The organism is Shinella sp. GW835-FHT14H05, from assembly GCF_058793575.1.
Map to the genome: position 1 here is coordinate 610,497 of NZ_JBXAFY010000003.1, position 17,408 is coordinate 627,904.

A 17,408-nucleotide genomic window follows, 5' to 3' on the forward strand; every position below is an offset into this window, starting at 1 on the left:
TTCGTCAGGGCATGTTCTTCATCATCTCGTGGGTCATCGGCATCATGTTCTGGTTGAGGTGATGCATGACCCAGAGGGAACCGGCGAGCGCGATGCCGACGATGATCAGCGTGAAGATCAGCGCCATCATGGTCCAGCCGCCTTCCGAGCGTGGGTTCATGTGCAGGAAATAGACCATGTGCACGACGATCTGCACGACGCCGATGCCCATGACGATGACGGCGGTCAGCAGCTTGCTGTCCAGCACGCCGGCCATGACGAGCCAGAAGGGAATGGCCGTCAGGATCACCGACAGGATGAAGCCCGTCATGTAGCCCTTGAACGAGCCGTGGCCGGCATCATGTCCGTGGCTATGGGCGTGATGGGTATCAGCGGCGCTTTCGTGGTTCGGGCTCATCCGATCACTCCCAGAAGGTAGACGAAGGAGAAGACGCCGATCCAGATGACGTCGAGGAAGTGCCAGAACATGGACAGGCACATCAGGCGGCGGCGGTTTTCCGGGATCAGGCCGTGCCTGCCGACCTGCACCATCAGCGTGATCAGCCAGATGATGCCGAAGGTGACATGCAGGCCATGCGTGCCGACCAGCGTGAAGAACGACGACAGGAAGGCCGAGCGCGTCGGGCCGGCGCCCTCGTGGATCAGGTGGTAGAATTCGTAGAGTTCCAGCGCCAGGAAGATCGCGCCGAACACGCCGGTAATGCCGAGCCAGACCAGCGTCTCCATCTTGGCGTTGCGCTCCATCTGGAGCATGGCGAAGCCGTAGGTGATGGAGGAGAGCAGCAGCATCGCGGTGTTGATTGCGACGATGTTGAGGTCGAAGAGATCGGCCGGCGACGGACCGGCCGCATAGTTGCGGCCGAGCACGCCGTGGGTGGCGAAGAGCACGGCGAAGATCAGGCAGTCGCTCATCAGGTAAAGCCAGAAACCCAGCATGGTGCTGTTTTCCGGGTGATGGTCTTCCGTCAGGTAGAACTGCGGCTTTTCGTCGGTTTGCTGGACTTGGGTCGCGCTCATGGCTCAGGTCCGTTCTTGAAGCAGCTTGGAACGCGCGTCTTCGGTCGCCGCCACCGTTTCGGCAGGGATGAAGAAATCGCGATTGTAGTTGAACGTATGGGCGATCGACACCGCGATGATGCCGATGAAGGAGAGCGCGACCAGCCACCACATGTACCAGATCATCGCGAAGGCGAGCACGACGCTGATGCCGGCGAGGATGACGCCCGTGCCGGTGTTCTTCGGCATGTGGATCGGCTTGAAGCCTTCGAGCGGACGCTCGTAGCCACGGCTCTTCATGTCGTACCAGCTGTCATGGTCGTGCACGACGGGCGTGAAGGCGAAGTTGTAGTCCGGCGGCGGTGAGGACGTCGACCATTCGAGCGTGCGGCCGTCCCATGGATCGCCAGAGATCACGCGCAGCTCGTCGCGTCGGAGGTAGCTCACCACCAGTTGGACGATGAAGGAGCCGATGCCGAGCGCGATCAGGCCGGCGCCGAAGGCGGCGATGATGAACCAGATCTGCAGCGACGGGTCCTCGAACTGGCTGACGCGGCGGGTGACGCCCATGAGCCCCAGCACGTAGAGCGGCATGAAGGCGAAGAAGAAGCCGATCTGCCAGAACCAGAAGGTCATCTTGCCCCAGAACGGATCGAGTTTGTAGCCGAAGGCCTTCGGCCACCAGTAGACGAGGCCCGCCATCAGCCCGAACAGCACGCCGCCGATGATGACGTTGTGGAAGTGGGCGATCAGGAACAGCGAATTGTGCAGCACGAAATCTGCCGGCGGGATGGCCAGCATGACGCCGGTCATGCCGCCGATGACGAAGGTGATCATGAAGCCGACCGTCCACAGCATCGGCACCTCGTAGCGGATGCGCCCGCGATACATAGTGAAGAGCCAGTTGAACATCTTCGCCCCCGTCGGGATCGAGATGATCATCGTGGTGATGCCGAAGAAGGCGTTGACCGAGGCGCCCGAGCCCATCGTGAAGAAGTGGTGCAGCCAGACGATGTAGGAGAGGATCATGATGACGCAGGTGGCGTAGACCATGGAGGCATAGCCGAAGAGGCGCTTGCCGCAGAAGGTGGCGACCACCTCGGAGAAGATGCCGAAGGCCGGCAACACGAGGATGTAGACCTCTGGATGGCCCCAGATCCAGATGAGGTTGATATACATCATCGGATTGCCGCCGAGGTCGTTGGTGAAGAAGTTCGTGCCAACGTAACGGTCGAGCGACAGCAGGGCGAGCGTCGCGGTGAGGATCGGGAAGGTCGCGACGATCAGGATGTTGGTGCAGAGCGAGGTCCAGGTGAAGACCGGCATCTTCATGAAGGTCATGCCGGGGGCGCGCATCTTCACGATGGTAGCTATCAGGTTGATGCCGGAAAGCGTCGTCCCCACGCCCGCCACCTGCAAGCCCCAGATATAATAATCGACACCGACGCCGGGACTGTAGTCCACGCCGGAGAGCGGCGGATAGGCGAGCCAGCCGGTGCGCGCGAATTCCCCGACGAAGAGCGACATCATCACGATGATCGCGCCGCCGGTCGTCATCCAGAAGGAGAAATTGTTGAGGAAGGGGAAGGAGACGTCGCGTGCGCCGATCTGGAGCGGCACGACATAGTTCATGAAGCCGGTGACGAAGGGCATCGCCACGAAGAAGATCATGATCACGCCATGCGCGGTGAAGATCTGGTCGTAGTGGTGCGGGTTGAGGTAACCCTCGTTGCCGTTGAAGGCGATGGCCTGCTGGATGCGCATCATGATCGCATCGGCAAAGCCGCGCAGAAGCATGATGATTGCCAGGATGATGTACATGATGCCGATCTTCTTGTGATCGACGCTGGTGAACCACTCGTGCCAGAGATAGCCCCAGAGCTTGAACTTCGTGATGAGGCCGAGGAGCGCGATGCCGCCGAGCGCCACGACTGCGAAGGTCACGACGAGGATGGGCTCGTGATAGGGGATCGCTTCCCAGGTAAGCCGTCCGAAGATGAATTGCGTGAGGCTGATGTCACCGAACATGGGTTGTCCAATATCTTTCGAATGCGAGCCCCAGGGCTCGTGAGGGCCGCTCGTGAGGTCTCTCAGCGCCCGCCGGAACCGGCGAGCGCGGTGAGGTCCCGTTACATCTTGTGCATGTCGTGGTTCATCGTGGCCGGCTCCTCCTGCCGTTCCTCGACGCCCTCTGCCGGCTCTTCGCTGCGTGCGGGATTGCCGGTTTCCGGGAAGGTGGCGCCGGGCGTCTCCTCCGCCGCATGGCGGTTGTCGTGCTCCAGCTTCGCCCGGTTCTCATGGCTCTCGACGCCGGCGCCGCCCATCATGTCGATATGCATCATGTCCTTCATGCACATCTGGCCGGGGCGTGCGCACATGTTGAGCACGGCCTCGTAGAGCCCGTCCTCGACGGTGGCGTAGTAGCGGACCGGCTCCTTGATGCTCGGCTTTTCGAGCTTCAGGTAGGCGTCGCGGTTGAGCATCGTGCCGTTCTGCTTCACCCGGGCGACCCACGCATCGAAGCCCGCCTGGTCGACGCCATGGAACTTGAAGCGCATGTGCGAAAAACCGTCGCCGCTGTAATTGGACGACAGGCCTTCATATTCGCCGGGCTTGTTGATGACGGCGTGCAGCCGGGTCTGCATGCCCGGCATGGTGTAGATCATGCCGGCGAGTGCCGGCACGTAGAACGAGTTCATCACCGACGAGGCGGTGAGCTTGAAATTGATCGGCACGTCGACGGGGGCCGCCATCTCGTTGACCGTGGCGATGCCATAGTCCGGATAGAAGAACAGCCACTTCCAGTCGAGCGCCACGACTTCGACATTGATCGGCTTTACCTGTTCGGTGACCGGCCGTGCGGCATCAATCCGGTCGAGCGGGCGGTAAGGGTCGAGCTTGTGGGTGCTGACCCAGGTGATCGCGCCGAGCGCGATAATGATGGCAAGCGGCGCCGACCAGATGATGACTTCGAGGCCTGTCGAGTGGTGCCATTCCGGATCGTACTTGGCCGCCGTGTTCGACTGGCGGTAATGCCAGGCGAAATAGAGCGTCAGGCAGATGACAGGGATGATGATGATCAGCATCAGGAAGGTCGAGATGACGATCAGGTCCCGCTGCTGCGCCGCGATATCGCCGGAGGGCGACATGACGACCATGTTGCACCCCGAAAGCGTCGCAAGCATCAGCGTGAACAGGATCGATCGTCTGGCTAAACTGAATGGCTTCGGCATTTCGGCCTCAACTTGTGTTCTGTCTAGTCGGCAATAGGCGGGTGCGGCCACGCTTGAAAATGAGGTCGTTCGTCGCAGCGCAGCATTCTGTCGCAGTAGGCTAGTGAAGTTGGGGCTTTCTGTCGATGCGCGTTTGTACTAGCCCAATAGAAATGTTTGTTGTCAATTGAGGCCGGCTCGCGGGCTTTCTGCGTCTTGTCCTTGATATCGGGCGCCGATTGGTCAACATTCTAACGACATGACGCAAATCCCCGTGGAGAAGTTCATGAGCTCGGCCAGCAACCCCACATCGTCCGGTCTCGAGCGAGACGCCCGCCGCATGCACGACGACGACAAGCCGCTGTCGCCGGGCAGCGTCGCCATCGGCGTGGTGATCGGCCGGACCTCGGAATTCTTCGACTTCTTCGTCTACGGGTTGGGCTCCATTCTCGTCTTCCCGAAGCTCATCTTCCCCTTCGCGCCCAATCCGGTCGCCGCGACCCTGATGTCCTTCGCGCTGTTTCCGCTGGCCTTTCTCTCGCGCCCGGTCGGCTCCTTCGTCTTCATGTGGATCGACCGCAACTACGGCCGCGGCACCAAGCTGACGGTCGCGCTGGTCATCCTCGGCGGCTCGACCGCGTCGATCGCCTTCCTGCCCGGCTACGAGACGCTCGGATACTGGGCCGTGGCGCTGCTGGCGCTGTTCCGGCTGGGCCAGGGTTTTGCGCTGGGCGGAGCGTGGGACGGCCTCGCCTCGCTGTTGAATCTCAGCGCGCCGCCGAATCGCCGCGGCTGGTACGCGATGATCCCACAGCTCGGCGCGCCGATCGGCTTCGCGCTGGCGAGCATCCTCTTCGGCTACATGGTTTCCAGCCTTTCCGAGGCCGATTTCCTCGCCTGGGGCTGGCGTTATCCGTTCTTCGTCGCCTTCGCGATCAACGTTGTGGCGCTTTTCGCGCGCCTGCGCATCGTCGCCAGCAAGGAATTCGGCGCGGCGATGGAGGCGCAGGAACTGCAGGCCCGGCCGATCTTCGAGATGCTCAGCAAACACAGCATGGACGTGGTGCTCGGCGCCTTCGTGCCGCTCGCAAGCTTCGCGATGTTCCACCTCGTCACGATCTTCCCGCTCTCTTGGATCACGCTCTTCGGCGGCCAGTCGGCGGCGCAGTTCCTCTGGGTGCAGGTTGCGGGTGCGGCACTCGGCGCCGTCGGCATCGTGCTGTCCGGCTTCATCGCCGACCGCATCGGCCGGCGCAACGAGCTGATGCTCGGCGCCATCCTGATCGCGATCTTCAGCTTTTCCGCGCCGTTCCTGCTCGATGCCGGCGGAAAGGGCCAGGATGCCTATATCCTGATCGGCTTCTTCATCCTCGGCCTCACCTTCGGCCAGTCCTCCGGCGCCGTCTCCTCGCGCTTCACGCAATATTATCGCTATACCGGTGCCGCCCTCACCTCCGACCTCGCCTGGCTTCTCGGCGCGGGCTTCGCGCCGCTCGTGGCGCTCGGCCTCGCCAGCAGCTTCGGCATCATCTTCATCGGCGGCTACCTGATCTCCGGCGCGATCTGCACCATCGCGGCGCTCACGCTCACGCGAGCACTCGACCAGCACTGAAGGCTTGAGGGCCTCCGGCTGCTACTCGGCCGGTGCGGGCTGTTCGGCTTCGTTTGCGGGGTCGACCGGCGCTTCGGCTGGCACCTCCGGATTGCCCTCCGCCCGGTCGCGGTGGAGCGCCGCTCGGGCGAGCAGCATCAGCGTCACCGGCGTGGTGACCGTCACGAAGATGCCGATCAGGATTTCATGCACGACGAGCCGCGTGGAGAGCACTGTGAAGAAGATCATCGAGGCCATAACGATGCCGCCGGTGCCCCAGCTCGTGCCGAGTGTGGGCGCATGGATGCGTTCGTAGAAGGTCGGCAGGCGGGTGAAGCCGATCGTGCCGATCAGCGTGACGCCTGCGCCCACCACGAGGAAGAAGGAGACGGCGATCGCGGCCCAGGCCGGCAGGTCGCCCGCATGTTCGATCGTGCTCATTCGACCACCTCCCCGCGCATCAGGAATTTGGCGAGCGCCACGGTGGCCACGAAGCCGAGCATGCCGATGACCAGCGACGCCTCGAAATAGATGACCTTGCCGGTGCGGATGCCGAAGACCATAAGCAGCAGCATCGAGTTGACATATAGCGTATCGAGCGCCAGCACGCGATCCTGCGCGCGCGGACCCCGCGACATGCGGATTGCCGCGAGCGCCATGGCGAGCGCGAGCATGATTTGCGCGATGGTGACGGACCAGGCGAGGATCATGTGGCTCATTCGAAAATCTCCATCAGCAGCGCCTCGTAGCGCGTCTTGATCAGCACCCGCCATTCCTCCTCGTCGACGAGGTCGAGCACGTGGATCAGCACTGTCCTGTTCAGGGAATTGTATTCGAGCCAGGCGGTGCCCGGCGTGCTTGTCACCACGACGGCGAGCACGGCGAGCGCCGTCGGGTTTTCGAGGTCGAGCGGCACAGTCATGAAGCCGGACTTGTGGTTGCGCTTTCCGCCCGTCAGCAGGATCGAGGCGACGGCGATGTTCGAGCGCAGGATATCGTAGAGCACGATGCCGACGAGTTTGGGCAGCAGATACCATTTGTTCAGGCGCGGCTTAGCGGGCCGGAGCGATGCCATGCCCCAGGAGGCGAGCACGGCGACGATGCAGCCGAGGATGAGCTGGCCGATCGTGAAGCCGTTGAGGGCCAGCCACATGAGGACGAGCGAGGCGCTGAGGAGCGGATAGGGGAGCATGTCAGAGCCCTCCCCCGCCGTCCGGCCCGCTCGCCTCCGCCACGCCGGCGCGGCGCGCGTTGATGACGGCGTCGATATAGGTGGCCGGCTGCTGGAGGTTGCGCACCGTCTCCTCCATATAGGTCATCGCCGGGCCGGCCTTGATCGTCAGCGTCAGCGTCAGGGCGATGAGCAGCATGACCGGCGCCATTTCCATGACGAGCACGCGCGGCACGGTGCCTTCCATCGACGCCCAGAAGGTGCGGATGCCGGCGCGGGTCATCGAGATGAGCGCCGCGAGGCCCGACAGGATGAGCAGGCCGACGATCCACCAGACGGAGGCGGCGATCGGTCCTTCCTGGGCGTTCATGCCGATCATGCCTGTGAGCATGGCGAATTTCGCGACGAAGCCGGAGAGCGGCGGCAGGCCGGACAGCAGGATGCCGCAGGCGGCAAAGCAGATGCCGAGCACGGCGATCGTTCCCGGCATGGTGATGCCGACCTCGACCTCCCGCTCCTCCTCGTCCGCATCGCCATAGGCCTCCATGGTGACGGCGAGAACCGAGGCGCCGGCATCCTGCCCGCGTTCCACAAGCTCGATCAGCATGAAGAAGGCGCAGATCGTCATGGTCGAACTGACCATGTAGAACAGCGCGCCCGCCGTGACCTGCCCGTTGCTGAGGCCCAGCACCGCAAGCAGCGTGCCGGAGGAGACGAGCACCGAATAGCTTGCAAGCCGCCCGAGCGCCTGTGAGGCGAGCACGCCGATCGTGCCGAAGGCGATGGTCGCCATGCCGCCATAGAGCAGCACGTTGAGGCCGAGGCCGGCGGATTCGCCTTGTCCGAAGACGAGCAGCGACAGGCGCAGGATGACGTAGATGCCGACCTTGCTCATGATGGCGAAGATGCCGGCAACGGGTGCGGTCGCGGCGCTGTAGGCGCCGGGCAGCCAGAAATTCAGCGGCCACATGCCGGCCTTGATGAGGAAGACGATGCCGAGGATGCCGGCGCCCGCTTCCAGCAGCATGCGCCGCTCGCCCTCGATCTCGCCGATGCGCACGGCGAGATCCGCCATGTTGAGCGTGCCGGCGGAGCCGTAAATGGCGCTGACGCCGATCAGGAAGCACAGCGCCGCCGCAAGATTGACCGCGATATAGTGCATGCCGGCCTTGACGCGCATGGAACCGGAGCCGTGCATCAGCAGGCCGTAGGAGGCGGCCAGCATCACCTCGAAGAAGACGAAGAGATTGAACAGGTCGCCGGTGAGGAACGCGCCGTTGAGGCCCATCAGCAGGAGCTGGAACAGCGTGTGGAAATGCGCGCCGGCCGCATGCCAGCGGGCGAGCGCGAAAACCAGCGCCGGAATGGCGAGGATCGAGGTGAGCACCAGCATCAGCGCCGAGAGGCGGTCGACCACCAGCACGATGCCGAAGGGGGCCGGCCAGTTGCCGAGCAGGTAGACGCCCTCGAAGCCGCCTTCGCCGCTGCCGCCATTTGCCAGCCGGAACAGCGTGATGGCCACGGCGGCGAGCGCCAGGCAGGAGACAACGCTGATCATCGCTTTGACGACACGCTCGCGCTCGTCGAAGAACAGGAGGAGCGCGCCGGCGACCAGCGGGATGAGGATCGGCGCGATGATGAGGTGTTGCTGCCAGCCGCTCATTTCGGCTGCTCCCTGCCGTCGACATGGTCGGTGCCGGTGAGGCCGCGGGCGGCGAGCAGCACGACTAGGAAGAGCGCCGTCGTGGCAAAGCCGATGACGATGGCGGTCAGCACCAGGGCGTGCGGCACCGGATCGGTGAGCGTCGAGATGTCGACGCCCTCGCCGAGCAGCGGTGCGGCATTGGACTTCACGCCGCCGACGCCGAAGATGAAGAGGTTGACGGCGTAGGAGAGCAGCGACAGGCCGATGATGACCTGGTAGGTGCGCGGGCGCAGGATGAGCCAGACGCCCGAGCCGGTCATGACGCCGATGCCGATTGCGAGAACGAGTTCCATCAGGCTTCCTCCGCCTTTGTGGCGTCGAGATTGCGGACCCGATGCGTGCGTATGGATTGGTGGGCGAGCGCGATGAGGATGAGCACCGTCGCGCCGACGACGAGGGAGAAGACGCCGAGATCGAACAGCAGCGCGGTCGCCGCCGGCACCTTTCCGATGAACGCCACCTCGATATATTGCGAATGGGATGTCAGGAACGGATAGCCTAGGAACCAGGCCCCGATGCCGGTCGCGGCCGCCAGCAGCAGGCCGAAGCCCATCCAGCGCAGCGGCAGTATGCGCAACCGGTCCTCCGCCCATCGCACGCCGCCCGCCAGATATTGCAGCAGGAAGGCGATCGCCATGGTGATGCCGGCGGCAAAACCGCCGCCCGGCAGGTCATGGCCGCGCAGGAAGAGATAGACCGAGAAGGTGATGACGACCGGGAACATCCACTGCATGATGACCGAGGGCACGAGCAGGTAGTCACGCACCGTGTCGCCGGCCGAGCGTTCCGGGCGTTCGGCGTCATACGCGTTCTGGATGCGCTGCTGCTCCGGCTTCTCGATGCTGTCGGCCGCCGGACGGAAACGACGCAGGAGCGCGAACACCGTCAGCGCCACGATGGCGAGCACCGCGATCTCGCCCATCGTGTCGAAGCCGCGGAAGTCGACGAGGATGACGTTAACGACGTTGCGACCGCCGCCTTCCGTATAGGCCTTTTCGAGGAAATAGCTGGCGATGGCGTCCGGAACCGGCTGTTTCATGATGGCGTAGGAGAAGATGAACATGCCGAAGCCGCAGGAGATCGCCAGCAGGAAATCGCGGAAACGGCGGCTGCGCGCGGCAAGCGACACGGAGTTGTCGACCTTTTCCGAGCGCTTGGGCAGCCAGCGCAGGCCGAGCAGCAACAGGACCGTCGTGACGATCTCGACCAGGAGCTGGGTGATGGCGAGGTCGGGCGCCGACAGCCAGACGAAGGTGATGCAGGTGGTGATGCCGGCGCCGCCGAGCAGGACGAGGGCTGCAAGCCGGTGATACTTCGCCTGGTAGGCGGCGGCGAGCGCGCAGAAGGCGCCGACGCACCAGACGGCGGCGAAGATCGGGTCGACATCGCCGAATTCCGGCGGTTTTGGTGTGAAGCCGGCGAGATAGAGCGGCACCACGCCGGCAAGCAGTCCCGCGGCTGCGACGAGGCGCAGCTGCGGCTGGAGATTGCGCGTGCCGAGGTGGCTTTCCAGCCAGCGCGCCCATTTCCACGACACCGTCACGAGCACGCGCTCGAAGATGCGCTGGCCGCCGAGATGGCGGAACAGCGGCGGCCCGTCATCGCATTTGGCGAGATAATCCTTCAGCACCGCATAGAGCGCCGCGCCGCCGATGAGCGCGATCATGCTCATGATCAGCGGCGTGTTGATGCCGTGCCAGACAGCGAGGCTGTAATCCGGCGTGCGCTCGCCCAGCACCGAGACGACGGCGGAATGCAGGAACGGGCCGATCGACAGGCTCGGGATGATGCCGACGACGAGGCAGGCGAGCACCAGGAACTCGATCGGGAAGCGCATCCAGTGCGGCGGCTCGTGCGGCTTGGGCTTCGGCAGGTCGACGGGCGGCGGGCCGAAGAACACCATGTGGATGAAGCGGAGCGAATAGGCGACGGAGAAGGCGCCGGCCAGCGTCGCGACATAGGGCAGGATGCGGTCGAGCACGGAATCTGCGTGCGTTTCAACGGCTTCCGCGAAGAACATCTCCTTGGATATGAAGCCGTTTAGGAGCGGAACCCCGGCCATGGCCGCACTCGCCACCATGGCGAGCGTGCCGGTGATCGGCAGGTATTTGAAGAGCCCGCTTAATCGTCGCATGTCGCGCGTGCCGGTTTCGTGGTCGATGATGCCGGCGGCCATGAAGAGCGAGGCCTTGAAGGTGGCGTGGTTGACCATGTGGAAGATCGCGGCGACGGCGGCAAGCGGACTGCCGAGACTGAGCAGCGTCGTGATGAGGCCGAGATGGCTGATCGTCGAATAGGCGAGCAGGCCCTTCAGGTCCTGCTGGAACATCGCGAAATAGGCGCCGAGGATCAGCGTGCTGATGCCGGCGATGCCGAGCAGCATGAACCATTCATAGGTGCCCGACAGCGGTGGCCAGAAGCGCACCAGAAGGAAGACGCCCGCCTTCACCATGGTCGCGGAATGCAGGTAGGCCGAGACCGGCGTCGGCGCGGCCATGGCATTCGGCAGCCAGAAATGGAACGGCACCTGCGCGCTCTTGGTCAGGGCGCCGATGAGGATCAGTACCAGGGCCGTCAGGTAGAGCGGATGGGCCTTGATCTTGTCGCCGGCCGCCAGCACCACGTCGAGATCGTAGCTGCCGGCGATGTGGCCGAGCACGATGAGGCCGGCGAGCAGGCAGAAGCCGCCGATGCCGGTGATCGTCAGCGCCATGCGCGCGCCGTCACGCGCGGCGGCATTGTGATGCCAGTAGCTGATCAGGAGGAAGGAGAAGATGCTAGTGAGCTCCCAGAACACCGAGAGCAGGATGATGTTGCCCGACAGAACGATGCCGAGCATGGAGCCCATGAAGGCGAGCAGGAACGAGAAGAAGCGCGGGACCGGGTCCTCTTCCGACATGTAATAACGCGCGTAGAGCACGACGAGGCAGCCGATGCCGGTGACGAGCATGGCGAAGAGCCAGGCGAAGCCGTCCATGCGCAGCGTGACGTTCAGGCCGAGCTGCGGCAGCCATTGCAGATCGACGCGGACCTTGCCGCCATCGCGCACCGCGGGGTAGAGCACCGCCGTCATGACGAAGCCGGCAAAGGCGACGACGCCCGCCATGCGCGCCGCGAGCACCCGCGAATCCGTCCGCAGCAGAATGGTCGCGGCGAGGCTTCCCGCGAAGGGAAGGCAGACCAGCAGGACCAGAATCATTTCACCTGTCATCGTTTAAATCGATCGCTTTACGTCAGAGCTTCTCACGCCGGCATGCCGGCGACATCGGGAAGACCGCGCGCGATCGACGGGACGATCGAAGCGGTCGTCAGGCGAAATGGAACGGAGGGGCACGGGCCCCGCGCGTTTCGATGCGGCCGCTACCGCAGCGGCACTGCGGAACGATGGCGACAGCGACGTCCGCGTCCGCCACGCGCAAAATGCCTTGCGCCGGCGGACAGCCGATGCCGTCGCCGCCGTCAAGCGGCGTGACCTTGCCGGCGACGGGGCGCTTGCGGCACTCCAGGTCGGCAAGTGCAGATGGATGACCAAAAGTCTTCTGCGTGCCGTAACGAAGCAGTTTCGAGCTGGCGCTGACGGCAGAAGGTGCGGACAGCGTGGATATCAACAGCAAAAGACAGGTGAACGTGGCGCAGAAAAGGCGGAAAGCCCGACGAACCGGTCGATGCTGTTGCCCTGTTGCTGCCAAACGCCCTGCCTCTCGATTTCGTCGTCCGCGTTGAATTTTCTCTCATCCGGACAATACGTTGGCGGGCTCGACACTGTCCACCCGCCAGCATGAAACTTTTCCAAAATTACGCCGATTTGCCGCAACCTGGGGCATGATTTTCTTACCATGCGGGCTGAAGGCCAGGATGCCGCGGCCGGCTCGGCTTGATGCCCTGTCGCTTTCAGCGCATTCTAGTCTTGCGAATCGCATGAAGCAGACCTGCTCCAGGAAGGGCCTTGCCCCGGAGCGTATGGTGCGTCGAATATCTGGACCTGCCGGTCGAACGCTCCCGGCCCTCCAGCGAGTTCCGTGTCCCTGTCCTGCCTGCACATCCTGCGCGGCACATCGGCGACATGGCGTCAGTCAACCCTTGAACGGGCAACTCTTGAACGGGGATTAGCGATGTCGGATGTGCGTTTGGAATGGATCAGCAAGCGAGCCTATGCGATCTGGGAAGAGGCCGGCCGGCCGCATGGCCAGGACGCCGAACATTGGGAACAGGCCGCGCGCGAGCGCGACGAGTTCGAGCGCGTGGCGCTCGCCGAGGATCCCAAGCCGGCCAGTGCGAAAAAGCCGCTGATTGAGATCTCCAAGAAGGCGCAGACGAAAAAGTCCGAGGCGCAGACGAAAAAGTCCGAGGCCAAGCCGAAGAAGAAGGCGGATGCCAGCGCCGAAAAGCCGCTCGCCGCCAAGGCCGCCGCAAAAGCGAAATCGGCCAAGGGCGCGGCGAACAGCAAGCCTATTTGATAGCCTTCAGAGGGTGGCCAGCGTCCGGTTGGTGATCGCGCCCGCATAGGCGTCCCGCTGGGTGACCTTCTGCTCCAGCGCGGCGATGATGCTGTCGGCAAAATCGATGTCGTAGAGATCGAACATCACGTTGAGGCCGCCCGGCGTGAAGACGTTGATCTCCAGAATCTTGTCGCCGACGATATCTAGGCCGACGAGGAACATGCCGTCCTCGACGAGTTTCGGCCGCACCATTTCCGCAATCGCAAGGATTTCCGGTGTGATCTCGACGGAGACCGCCGTGCCTGCCGCGTGGATGTTCGAGCGCACCTCGCCCTTCGCGGGCACCCGGCGGATCGCGGCATATTTGCCGTCCCGCTCCAGCGGGCGGCCGTTCATCAGGAAGAGCCGGATGTCGCCTTCGGTCGCGGCCGGCAGGTAGTTCTGCGCGATCAGGTAGCCCTCGCCGCTGACGGCCTCGAAGATCTGGTTGAGGTTCGCCTCGTCGGGTGAGCCGATCTTGAAGACGTTCTTGCCGCCGGAGCCCTGCAGCGGCTTCATGATGACGCCCTCCTTGTGCCCATCGATGAAGGCGCGGATTTCGTCGATGCTCTTGGAAATCAGCGTTTCCGGCCGCACGGCGCGCGGAAAACCCTGGAAATAGAGCTTGTTCTGCGCCAGCGACAGCCCGTCCGGATCGTTGACGACGATGGTGCCGCGCGCGGCAGCAAGCCGGCCGAACATCGCGCCGACATGGGCCGCCCAGGGCCGGTCATCGGCATCGAGCGACGGGTCGTTGCGCAGAAACAGCACGTCGACATCGCTCGTGTCCATCGTCTCGATGGCAGTGTCATCGCCCTGGAGGGCCGAGTGAAAACTCTCCGCCTTCTTGTAGCGTTTTCCCGGCAGCACGCGGCCGCGCACCGACAGGCTGTCATCTGCCCTGAGCACGAAATCGCCCGGCGTCACGTAGCAGATCTCATGCCCGCGCGCGAGTGCGGCCATGGCAAGGCCGGTGGTGGTATAGGTCGGGGTTTCCCCCTCGATCGAATTGACGAAAAAGGCGATACGCATGGTTGCTCTCCTCAAGCTTCGAGCATTGTCAGGGGTGTCAGTCCGGCACGGGCGAGCTCCAGCCTTGCGCGCCCGCGATCGGTTTCGAGACAGAGTGGCCGCAGGATCGGCGCCTTCAGCAGGCCGCGGGCGCCGAGTTCCTCCATCACGCTGAAATGGCCTGCCGAAATCTTGCCCATCCAGAACGGATCGAGCGCGCCGCCGCCCTTCAGGTGGCTCAGCAGCGAAAGCAGCCCGCGCAGATAGATCGCGTCCTTGGCGAGCCCGCCGCCGCGGAAGACGCGCAGCAGCAGGCCGAAGGCGGTCTCGGCGTCGAAATCGTATTCCTGCGTCAGCGTGCGAAAACTCTCGACGAAGGAGGCGCCGGCCAGCATCAGGTCACAACCGACGACGCGGGCGGCGAGCAGCCGCAGCCGCTCCGGCGTGAAGCCGCCGGCAAGGAATTCGGCGAAGACCGCCAGCCCCTCCTGCATGCCTTCATAACCGGAAAGCCCGGTGCGGAAGACGCGCAAGCCCTGCGCCGAGCCGTTGAAATAGGTGAGCAGGTGCACGCCGACCTCGTGGCTCAACAGCGCATCGACGCGGTGGCGCATCATGCGCGTGCGCCGTGAAATCAGCAGGCGGCGGCCGGAGACGAGCAGGCCGGCCGGCACGTCGTCGCGCAGTTCGATCGCCGCGTCGAAACCGTCATAATTCTGGTGGTAGTGCATCATCATAGAGCGCGCCTTGCGCTCGACATAGAAGCAATCCACCACCTCGTCGTCATCGGCCGCGGCGGGCATGCGCTTGGCGTCCCCCGTCCCATGAAGGACTTCCGCCGCTGCCTTGCGCAGCGACGGCTCGACGGGGCCGTAGAGCGCGCGGCCGAATTCGACGAAACGCGCCTTCTCCCGCGCGCCGATCAGCGTCAATTGCAGGTCGAGCTCCTGCTGCTTTTCGCGGTAGATCTGGTGCAGGACGGGATCTTCGAGCCGGTCGAGCGAAATGGAGTAGAGGCGGCGCTTCTGCCCCTCCACCAGGAGGTTCAGCGGCCGGTAGAGGAAACGTGGCGGCCGGTCGTATTGGTTCGCCTTGAACTCCTGCCAGGCGGCATTGGCGTTGATCGGCGTCACGGCAAGCAGGAAATCAAAGCTGGAGGCGACATCGTCCATGCCGCGGTCGGCCCGCTCGACCGCGTCGATGAAGGCCTTTCGGCCGAAGGCCCGGTAGGTGGCGGGTTTCGGAAAGCCGTCCGCCTCCAGAAAGGCCGCGAAGGCGCGCAGGCCGGCGTCGAGGAAATTGTCGACGAGGCGCTCGCGCAGGTCCGGATAGGTGGCGTCGGATCCTGTGACGCGGTAGATCGGCGCGAAGCGCAGCGTCAGAAGCGGCAGCTTGAGCTTCAGAAGCTCCGGCCGTGCACAGGGATCGTCCTCCGCTGCGCAGAGCTCGACATGCGGCGTGCGGAAGCGGGCCTCGAACGCCTCAACCGCCGTCTCGAACGCCTCCATCGCCCGCCTGGCTGCGGGCTGGCGCGTCGCCGACAGCATGACCTCGAAGGGCTGGAGGAATGGTGCATCGTCGGACAGCAGCCGGTCGCGCTGCAACTCGTCCACGTCGAGCAGCACGAAGGTGCCGAATTTATTGCGCAGCGCCGCGGCAATCGGTGCGATGAGCTCGACGGCGTCCTCGATGCGCGGCGTGACGAGGTAGGAGGCGTTCGCGGCGGCGACCTCGCGCGCCACGACATGGGTGTCCGGCTCGCCGACATGCAGGCAGAGAAACGGCAGTGGCCGGTCGATATGCAGGCGCCCGCCTTCGAGGTCGCGCCGCACCGGCTTGCCGGCTTCGAGCGCTTCGATCACGTCCTGAACAAGCATCTTTTCCTGCTTCTGGCGCGGCTTGCGCGCCGCCTTCGCTGGGCTCATGCGACCTCCCGCAGCGCCCGTTCGAGCACCGGCGCAGCACCCGCGACGAGCGCCTGAAGGGCCGCAAGCGCCTGCCAGTCCGGCGCGCCCGTCCATTCGTCCATGAAGACCTTCTTGAATTCGACGGCGATGGCGCAACCGTTTTGCGGGAAACGCTCGTGGATGAAGCGCGTCTGCTCGCCACGCCCCTCGAAGGCGATGTTCTCGCGCACGTCCAGCCGGCGGCCGAGAAAATCGAAATCGGCGGCGAAGTTCATGAAGGCATCGACCACCGGCGCCCATCGGGACCGATCCATCGAGGAGGTGCCGATGTTGATTTCCGGCGCATCGCTTGCTTCGGTCGGAGGTGCCGAGGGGCCGGCGCGGCGGTGGTTGTAACTGTGCATGTCCAGCACGACGAAGCGGCCGTGCTGCGCCTCCACGCCGCGAAGATAGTTTTCCAGCATGCCGTAATAGGCATCGTGCACGGCGAGGCTTTCGGCAAGCTCGGTTTCGGAGGGCGGCGCGCGCCAGACCTTCAGGCCCCAGGCCTGTTCCGGCCGCAGGTAGATGGCGCCATCGCGGGCGCGATTGAGGTCGATCTCGAAGCGGGAGCGGTGGAAGACGATGCGATTGCTGAGGCCGCGAATGGTTTCGGCCGTGAACGGGTCTTCCTCGCGCAACCGCTCGTCGTCGTCCAGCGCCATGTTCAAGAGGAGGTTCTGGCGCACGGCGTGGCCATTGTGGATGGCGGTGCCGACGATCGGCGAGGCGCCGCGCTGCGTCGTCCACCAGGCATGCTCGTCTCCGCGGTCGATATCGTCCAACATTCGCCTCGCCCTGCCCTGTTTCCGTCCGCAAGGAATGCCCGAGGAAGATGTTCGTTCCACCCGTTGCGGTACGATGGCCCCTTGGAGGCGGGCGCAAAGCACTCTATCTGAACGGCAACACGTTTTTTTGAACGAGGATCCCCGTGCGCTCGCTCTACATGCTGGCCGGCCTGCTGATGACGGCGCTCGGCATTATCGGCGCTTTCCTGCCCCTGCTCCCGACGACACCCTTCCTGCTCGTCGCCGTCTGGTGTTTTTCGCGCTCCTCGCCGCGTCTCGAACAGTGGCTGCTGAACCACCGCACGCTCGGCCCGCCGCTCCAGAACTGGCGGCGCGAGGGCGCCATCTCCGCGCGCGCCAAAATCGTCTCCGTCTGCCTCATCGTCGCGAGCTACGGCTTCTTCTATTACCGCACGCAGCCCTCGCTGCTTCTCGCCGCAACGGTCGCGCTCATCCTGTCGGGAAGCGTGCTGTTCATCCTAACCCGTCCCCTGCCGAAAAGGAGCTGAA

General features: G+C 64.2%; 17 protein-coding genes. 3 read left to right on the forward strand and 14 right to left on the reverse strand.

Features of this window, described 5'->3' with window-relative positions; genetic code table 11:
- Positions 1-4: 4 nt before the first annotated feature.
- From cyoD to cyoA, 4 genes are all read right to left on the reverse strand, one after another.
- The gene (gene cyoD, locus AC1Q6Z_RS14020) at positions 5-397 is read right to left on the reverse strand and encodes a cytochrome o ubiquinol oxidase subunit IV (protein ID WP_256116834.1); all 393 of its coding nucleotides are present in this window, start codon (positions 395-397) and stop codon (positions 5-7) included.
- On the reverse strand, positions 394-1,017 hold the full coding sequence (gene cyoC / locus AC1Q6Z_RS14025) for a cytochrome o ubiquinol oxidase subunit III (protein WP_256116835.1): 624 nt from the start codon (positions 1,015-1,017) through the stop codon (positions 394-396). The genes cyoD and cyoC overlap by 4 nt, the downstream gene beginning before the upstream one ends.
- A 3-nt stretch (positions 1,018-1,020) precedes the next feature.
- Positions 1,021-3,024, reverse strand: a complete 2,004-nt coding sequence (gene cyoB, locus AC1Q6Z_RS14030; RefSeq protein ID WP_492648263.1) for a cytochrome o ubiquinol oxidase subunit I — start codon at positions 3,022-3,024, stop codon at positions 1,021-1,023.
- Between the two features lie 101 nt (positions 3,025-3,125).
- On the reverse strand, positions 3,126-4,229 hold the full coding sequence (gene cyoA / locus AC1Q6Z_RS14035) for a ubiquinol oxidase subunit II (RefSeq protein ID WP_492648264.1): 1,104 nt from the start codon (positions 4,227-4,229) through the stop codon (positions 3,126-3,128).
- A 265-nt stretch (positions 4,230-4,494) separates the two neighbouring features.
- Here cyoA and AC1Q6Z_RS14040 point away from each other — a divergent pair, with 265 nt between their 5' ends.
- Positions 4,495-5,820 (forward strand): MFS transporter, encoded by a 1,326-nt coding sequence (locus tag AC1Q6Z_RS14040; RefSeq protein WP_256116838.1) that lies wholly within the window; start codon positions 4,495-4,497, stop codon positions 5,818-5,820.
- A 21-nt stretch (positions 5,821-5,841) separates the two neighbouring features.
- On the opposite strand, the gene mnhG is transcribed toward AC1Q6Z_RS14040, so the two are convergent.
- The 7 genes from mnhG to AC1Q6Z_RS14075 form a co-directional block, all read right to left on the reverse strand.
- A complete protein-coding gene (gene mnhG / locus AC1Q6Z_RS14045) occupies positions 5,842-6,240 on the reverse strand; it encodes a monovalent cation/H(+) antiporter subunit G (protein ID WP_492648265.1) in 399 nt (132 codons plus the stop codon).
- On the reverse strand, positions 6,237-6,518 hold the full coding sequence (locus tag AC1Q6Z_RS14050; RefSeq protein WP_256116839.1) for a K+/H+ antiporter subunit F: 282 nt from the start codon (positions 6,516-6,518) through the stop codon (positions 6,237-6,239). The genes mnhG and AC1Q6Z_RS14050 overlap by 4 nt, the downstream gene beginning before the upstream one ends.
- The gene (locus AC1Q6Z_RS14055; RefSeq protein ID WP_492648266.1) at positions 6,515-6,991 is read right to left on the reverse strand and encodes a Na+/H+ antiporter subunit E; all 477 of its coding nucleotides are present in this window, start codon (positions 6,989-6,991) and stop codon (positions 6,515-6,517) included. Before AC1Q6Z_RS14055 ends, AC1Q6Z_RS14050 begins: the two co-directional genes overlap by 4 nt.
- 1 nt (position 6,992) lies before the next feature.
- On the reverse strand, positions 6,993-8,633 hold the full coding sequence (locus AC1Q6Z_RS14060; protein WP_492648267.1) for a monovalent cation/H+ antiporter subunit D: 1,641 nt from the start codon (positions 8,631-8,633) through the stop codon (positions 6,993-6,995).
- Positions 8,630-8,968 carry a Na+/H+ antiporter subunit C gene (locus AC1Q6Z_RS14065; protein ID WP_435266005.1) on the reverse strand — a complete coding sequence of 113 codons (339 nt, stop codon included), beginning with the start codon at positions 8,966-8,968 and terminating at the stop codon, positions 8,630-8,632. Before AC1Q6Z_RS14065 ends, AC1Q6Z_RS14060 begins: the two co-directional genes overlap by 4 nt.
- Positions 8,968-11,874, reverse strand: coding sequence for a monovalent cation/H+ antiporter subunit A (locus AC1Q6Z_RS14070; RefSeq protein ID WP_439624965.1), 2,907 nt, complete (start codon positions 11,872-11,874; stop codon positions 8,968-8,970). Before AC1Q6Z_RS14070 ends, AC1Q6Z_RS14065 begins: the two co-directional genes overlap by 1 nt.
- Before the next feature lie 109 nt (positions 11,875-11,983).
- On the reverse strand, positions 11,984-12,364 hold the full coding sequence (locus tag AC1Q6Z_RS14075; protein ID WP_439617444.1) for a hypothetical protein: 381 nt from the start codon (positions 12,362-12,364) through the stop codon (positions 11,984-11,986).
- A gap of 423 nt (positions 12,365-12,787) precedes the next feature.
- On the opposite strand from AC1Q6Z_RS14075, the gene AC1Q6Z_RS14080 reads away from it, so the two are divergent.
- Positions 12,788-13,132 (forward strand): DUF2934 domain-containing protein, encoded by a 345-nt coding sequence (locus AC1Q6Z_RS14080; RefSeq protein ID WP_492648268.1) that lies wholly within the window; start codon positions 12,788-12,790, stop codon positions 13,130-13,132.
- Between the two features lie 6 nt (positions 13,133-13,138).
- Here the strand turns inward: AC1Q6Z_RS14080 and AC1Q6Z_RS14085 are convergent, their stop codons facing one another.
- From AC1Q6Z_RS14085 to AC1Q6Z_RS14095, 3 genes are read right to left on the reverse strand one after another with little or no spacing between them, the layout of a single operon-like run.
- The gene (locus tag AC1Q6Z_RS14085) at positions 13,139-14,185 is read right to left on the reverse strand and encodes a glutathione synthase (protein WP_492648269.1); all 1,047 of its coding nucleotides are present in this window, start codon (positions 14,183-14,185) and stop codon (positions 13,139-13,141) included.
- Positions 14,186-14,196: 11 nt separating this feature from the next.
- Positions 14,197-16,089: a flavohemoglobin expression-modulating QEGLA motif protein gene (locus tag AC1Q6Z_RS14090; RefSeq protein ID WP_492648270.1), complete on the reverse strand. Its 1,893-nt coding sequence runs from the start codon at positions 16,087-16,089 to the stop codon at positions 14,197-14,199.
- Positions 16,086-16,898, reverse strand: a complete 813-nt coding sequence (locus AC1Q6Z_RS14095; protein ID WP_492648271.1) for an N-formylglutamate amidohydrolase — start codon at positions 16,896-16,898, stop codon at positions 16,086-16,088. Before AC1Q6Z_RS14095 ends, AC1Q6Z_RS14090 begins: the two co-directional genes overlap by 4 nt.
- Before the next feature lie 143 nt (positions 16,899-17,041).
- Here AC1Q6Z_RS14095 and AC1Q6Z_RS14100 point away from each other — a divergent pair, with 143 nt between their 5' ends.
- Positions 17,042-17,407, forward strand: a complete 366-nt coding sequence (locus AC1Q6Z_RS14100; protein WP_492648272.1) for a YbaN family protein — start codon at positions 17,042-17,044, stop codon at positions 17,405-17,407.
- Position 17,408: the final 1 nt, after the last annotated feature.

Excerpts from the sequence above, each read along its gene's own strand:
- AC1Q6Z_RS14070 (WP_439624965.1), bottom strand. The coding sequence starts at position 11,874 with ATGATTCTGGTCCTGCTGGTCTGCCTTCCCTTCGCGGGAAGCCTCGCC.
- AC1Q6Z_RS14040 (WP_256116838.1), top strand. The coding sequence starts at position 4,495 with ATGAGCTCGGCCAGCAACCCCACATCGTCCGGTCTCGAGCGAGACGCC.
- AC1Q6Z_RS14080 (WP_492648268.1), top strand. The coding sequence starts at position 12,788 with ATGTCGGATGTGCGTTTGGAATGGATCAGCAAGCGAGCCTATGCGATC.
- AC1Q6Z_RS14095 (WP_492648271.1), bottom strand. The coding sequence starts at position 16,898 with ATGTTGGACGATATCGACCGCGGAGACGAGCATGCCTGGTGGACGACG.
- cyoB (WP_492648263.1), bottom strand. The coding sequence starts at position 3,024 with ATGTTCGGTGACATCAGCCTCACGCAATTCATCTTCGGACGGCTTACC.
- AC1Q6Z_RS14065 (WP_435266005.1), bottom strand. The coding sequence starts at position 8,968 with ATGGAACTCGTTCTCGCAATCGGCATCGGCGTCATGACCGGCTCGGGC.
- cyoC (WP_256116835.1), bottom strand. The coding sequence starts at position 1,017 with ATGAGCGCGACCCAAGTCCAGCAAACCGACGAAAAGCCGCAGTTCTAC.
- AC1Q6Z_RS14050 (WP_256116839.1), bottom strand. The coding sequence starts at position 6,518 with ATGAGCCACATGATCCTCGCCTGGTCCGTCACCATCGCGCAAATCATG.
- AC1Q6Z_RS14055 (WP_492648266.1), bottom strand. The coding sequence starts at position 6,991 with ATGCTCCCCTATCCGCTCCTCAGCGCCTCGCTCGTCCTCATGTGGCTG.
- cyoD (WP_256116834.1), bottom strand. The coding sequence starts at position 397 with ATGAGCCCGAACCACGAAAGCGCCGCTGATACCCATCACGCCCATAGC.
- AC1Q6Z_RS14085 (WP_492648269.1), bottom strand. The coding sequence starts at position 14,185 with ATGCGTATCGCCTTTTTCGTCAATTCGATCGAGGGGGAAACCCCGACC.
- mnhG (WP_492648265.1), bottom strand. The coding sequence starts at position 6,240 with ATGAGCACGATCGAACATGCGGGCGACCTGCCGGCCTGGGCCGCGATC.
- cyoA (WP_492648264.1), bottom strand. The coding sequence starts at position 4,229 with ATGCCGAAGCCATTCAGTTTAGCCAGACGATCGATCCTGTTCACGCTG.
- AC1Q6Z_RS14090 (WP_492648270.1), bottom strand. The coding sequence starts at position 16,089 with ATGAGCCCAGCGAAGGCGGCGCGCAAGCCGCGCCAGAAGCAGGAAAAG.
- AC1Q6Z_RS14060 (WP_492648267.1), bottom strand. The coding sequence starts at position 8,633 with ATGAGCGGCTGGCAGCAACACCTCATCATCGCGCCGATCCTCATCCCG.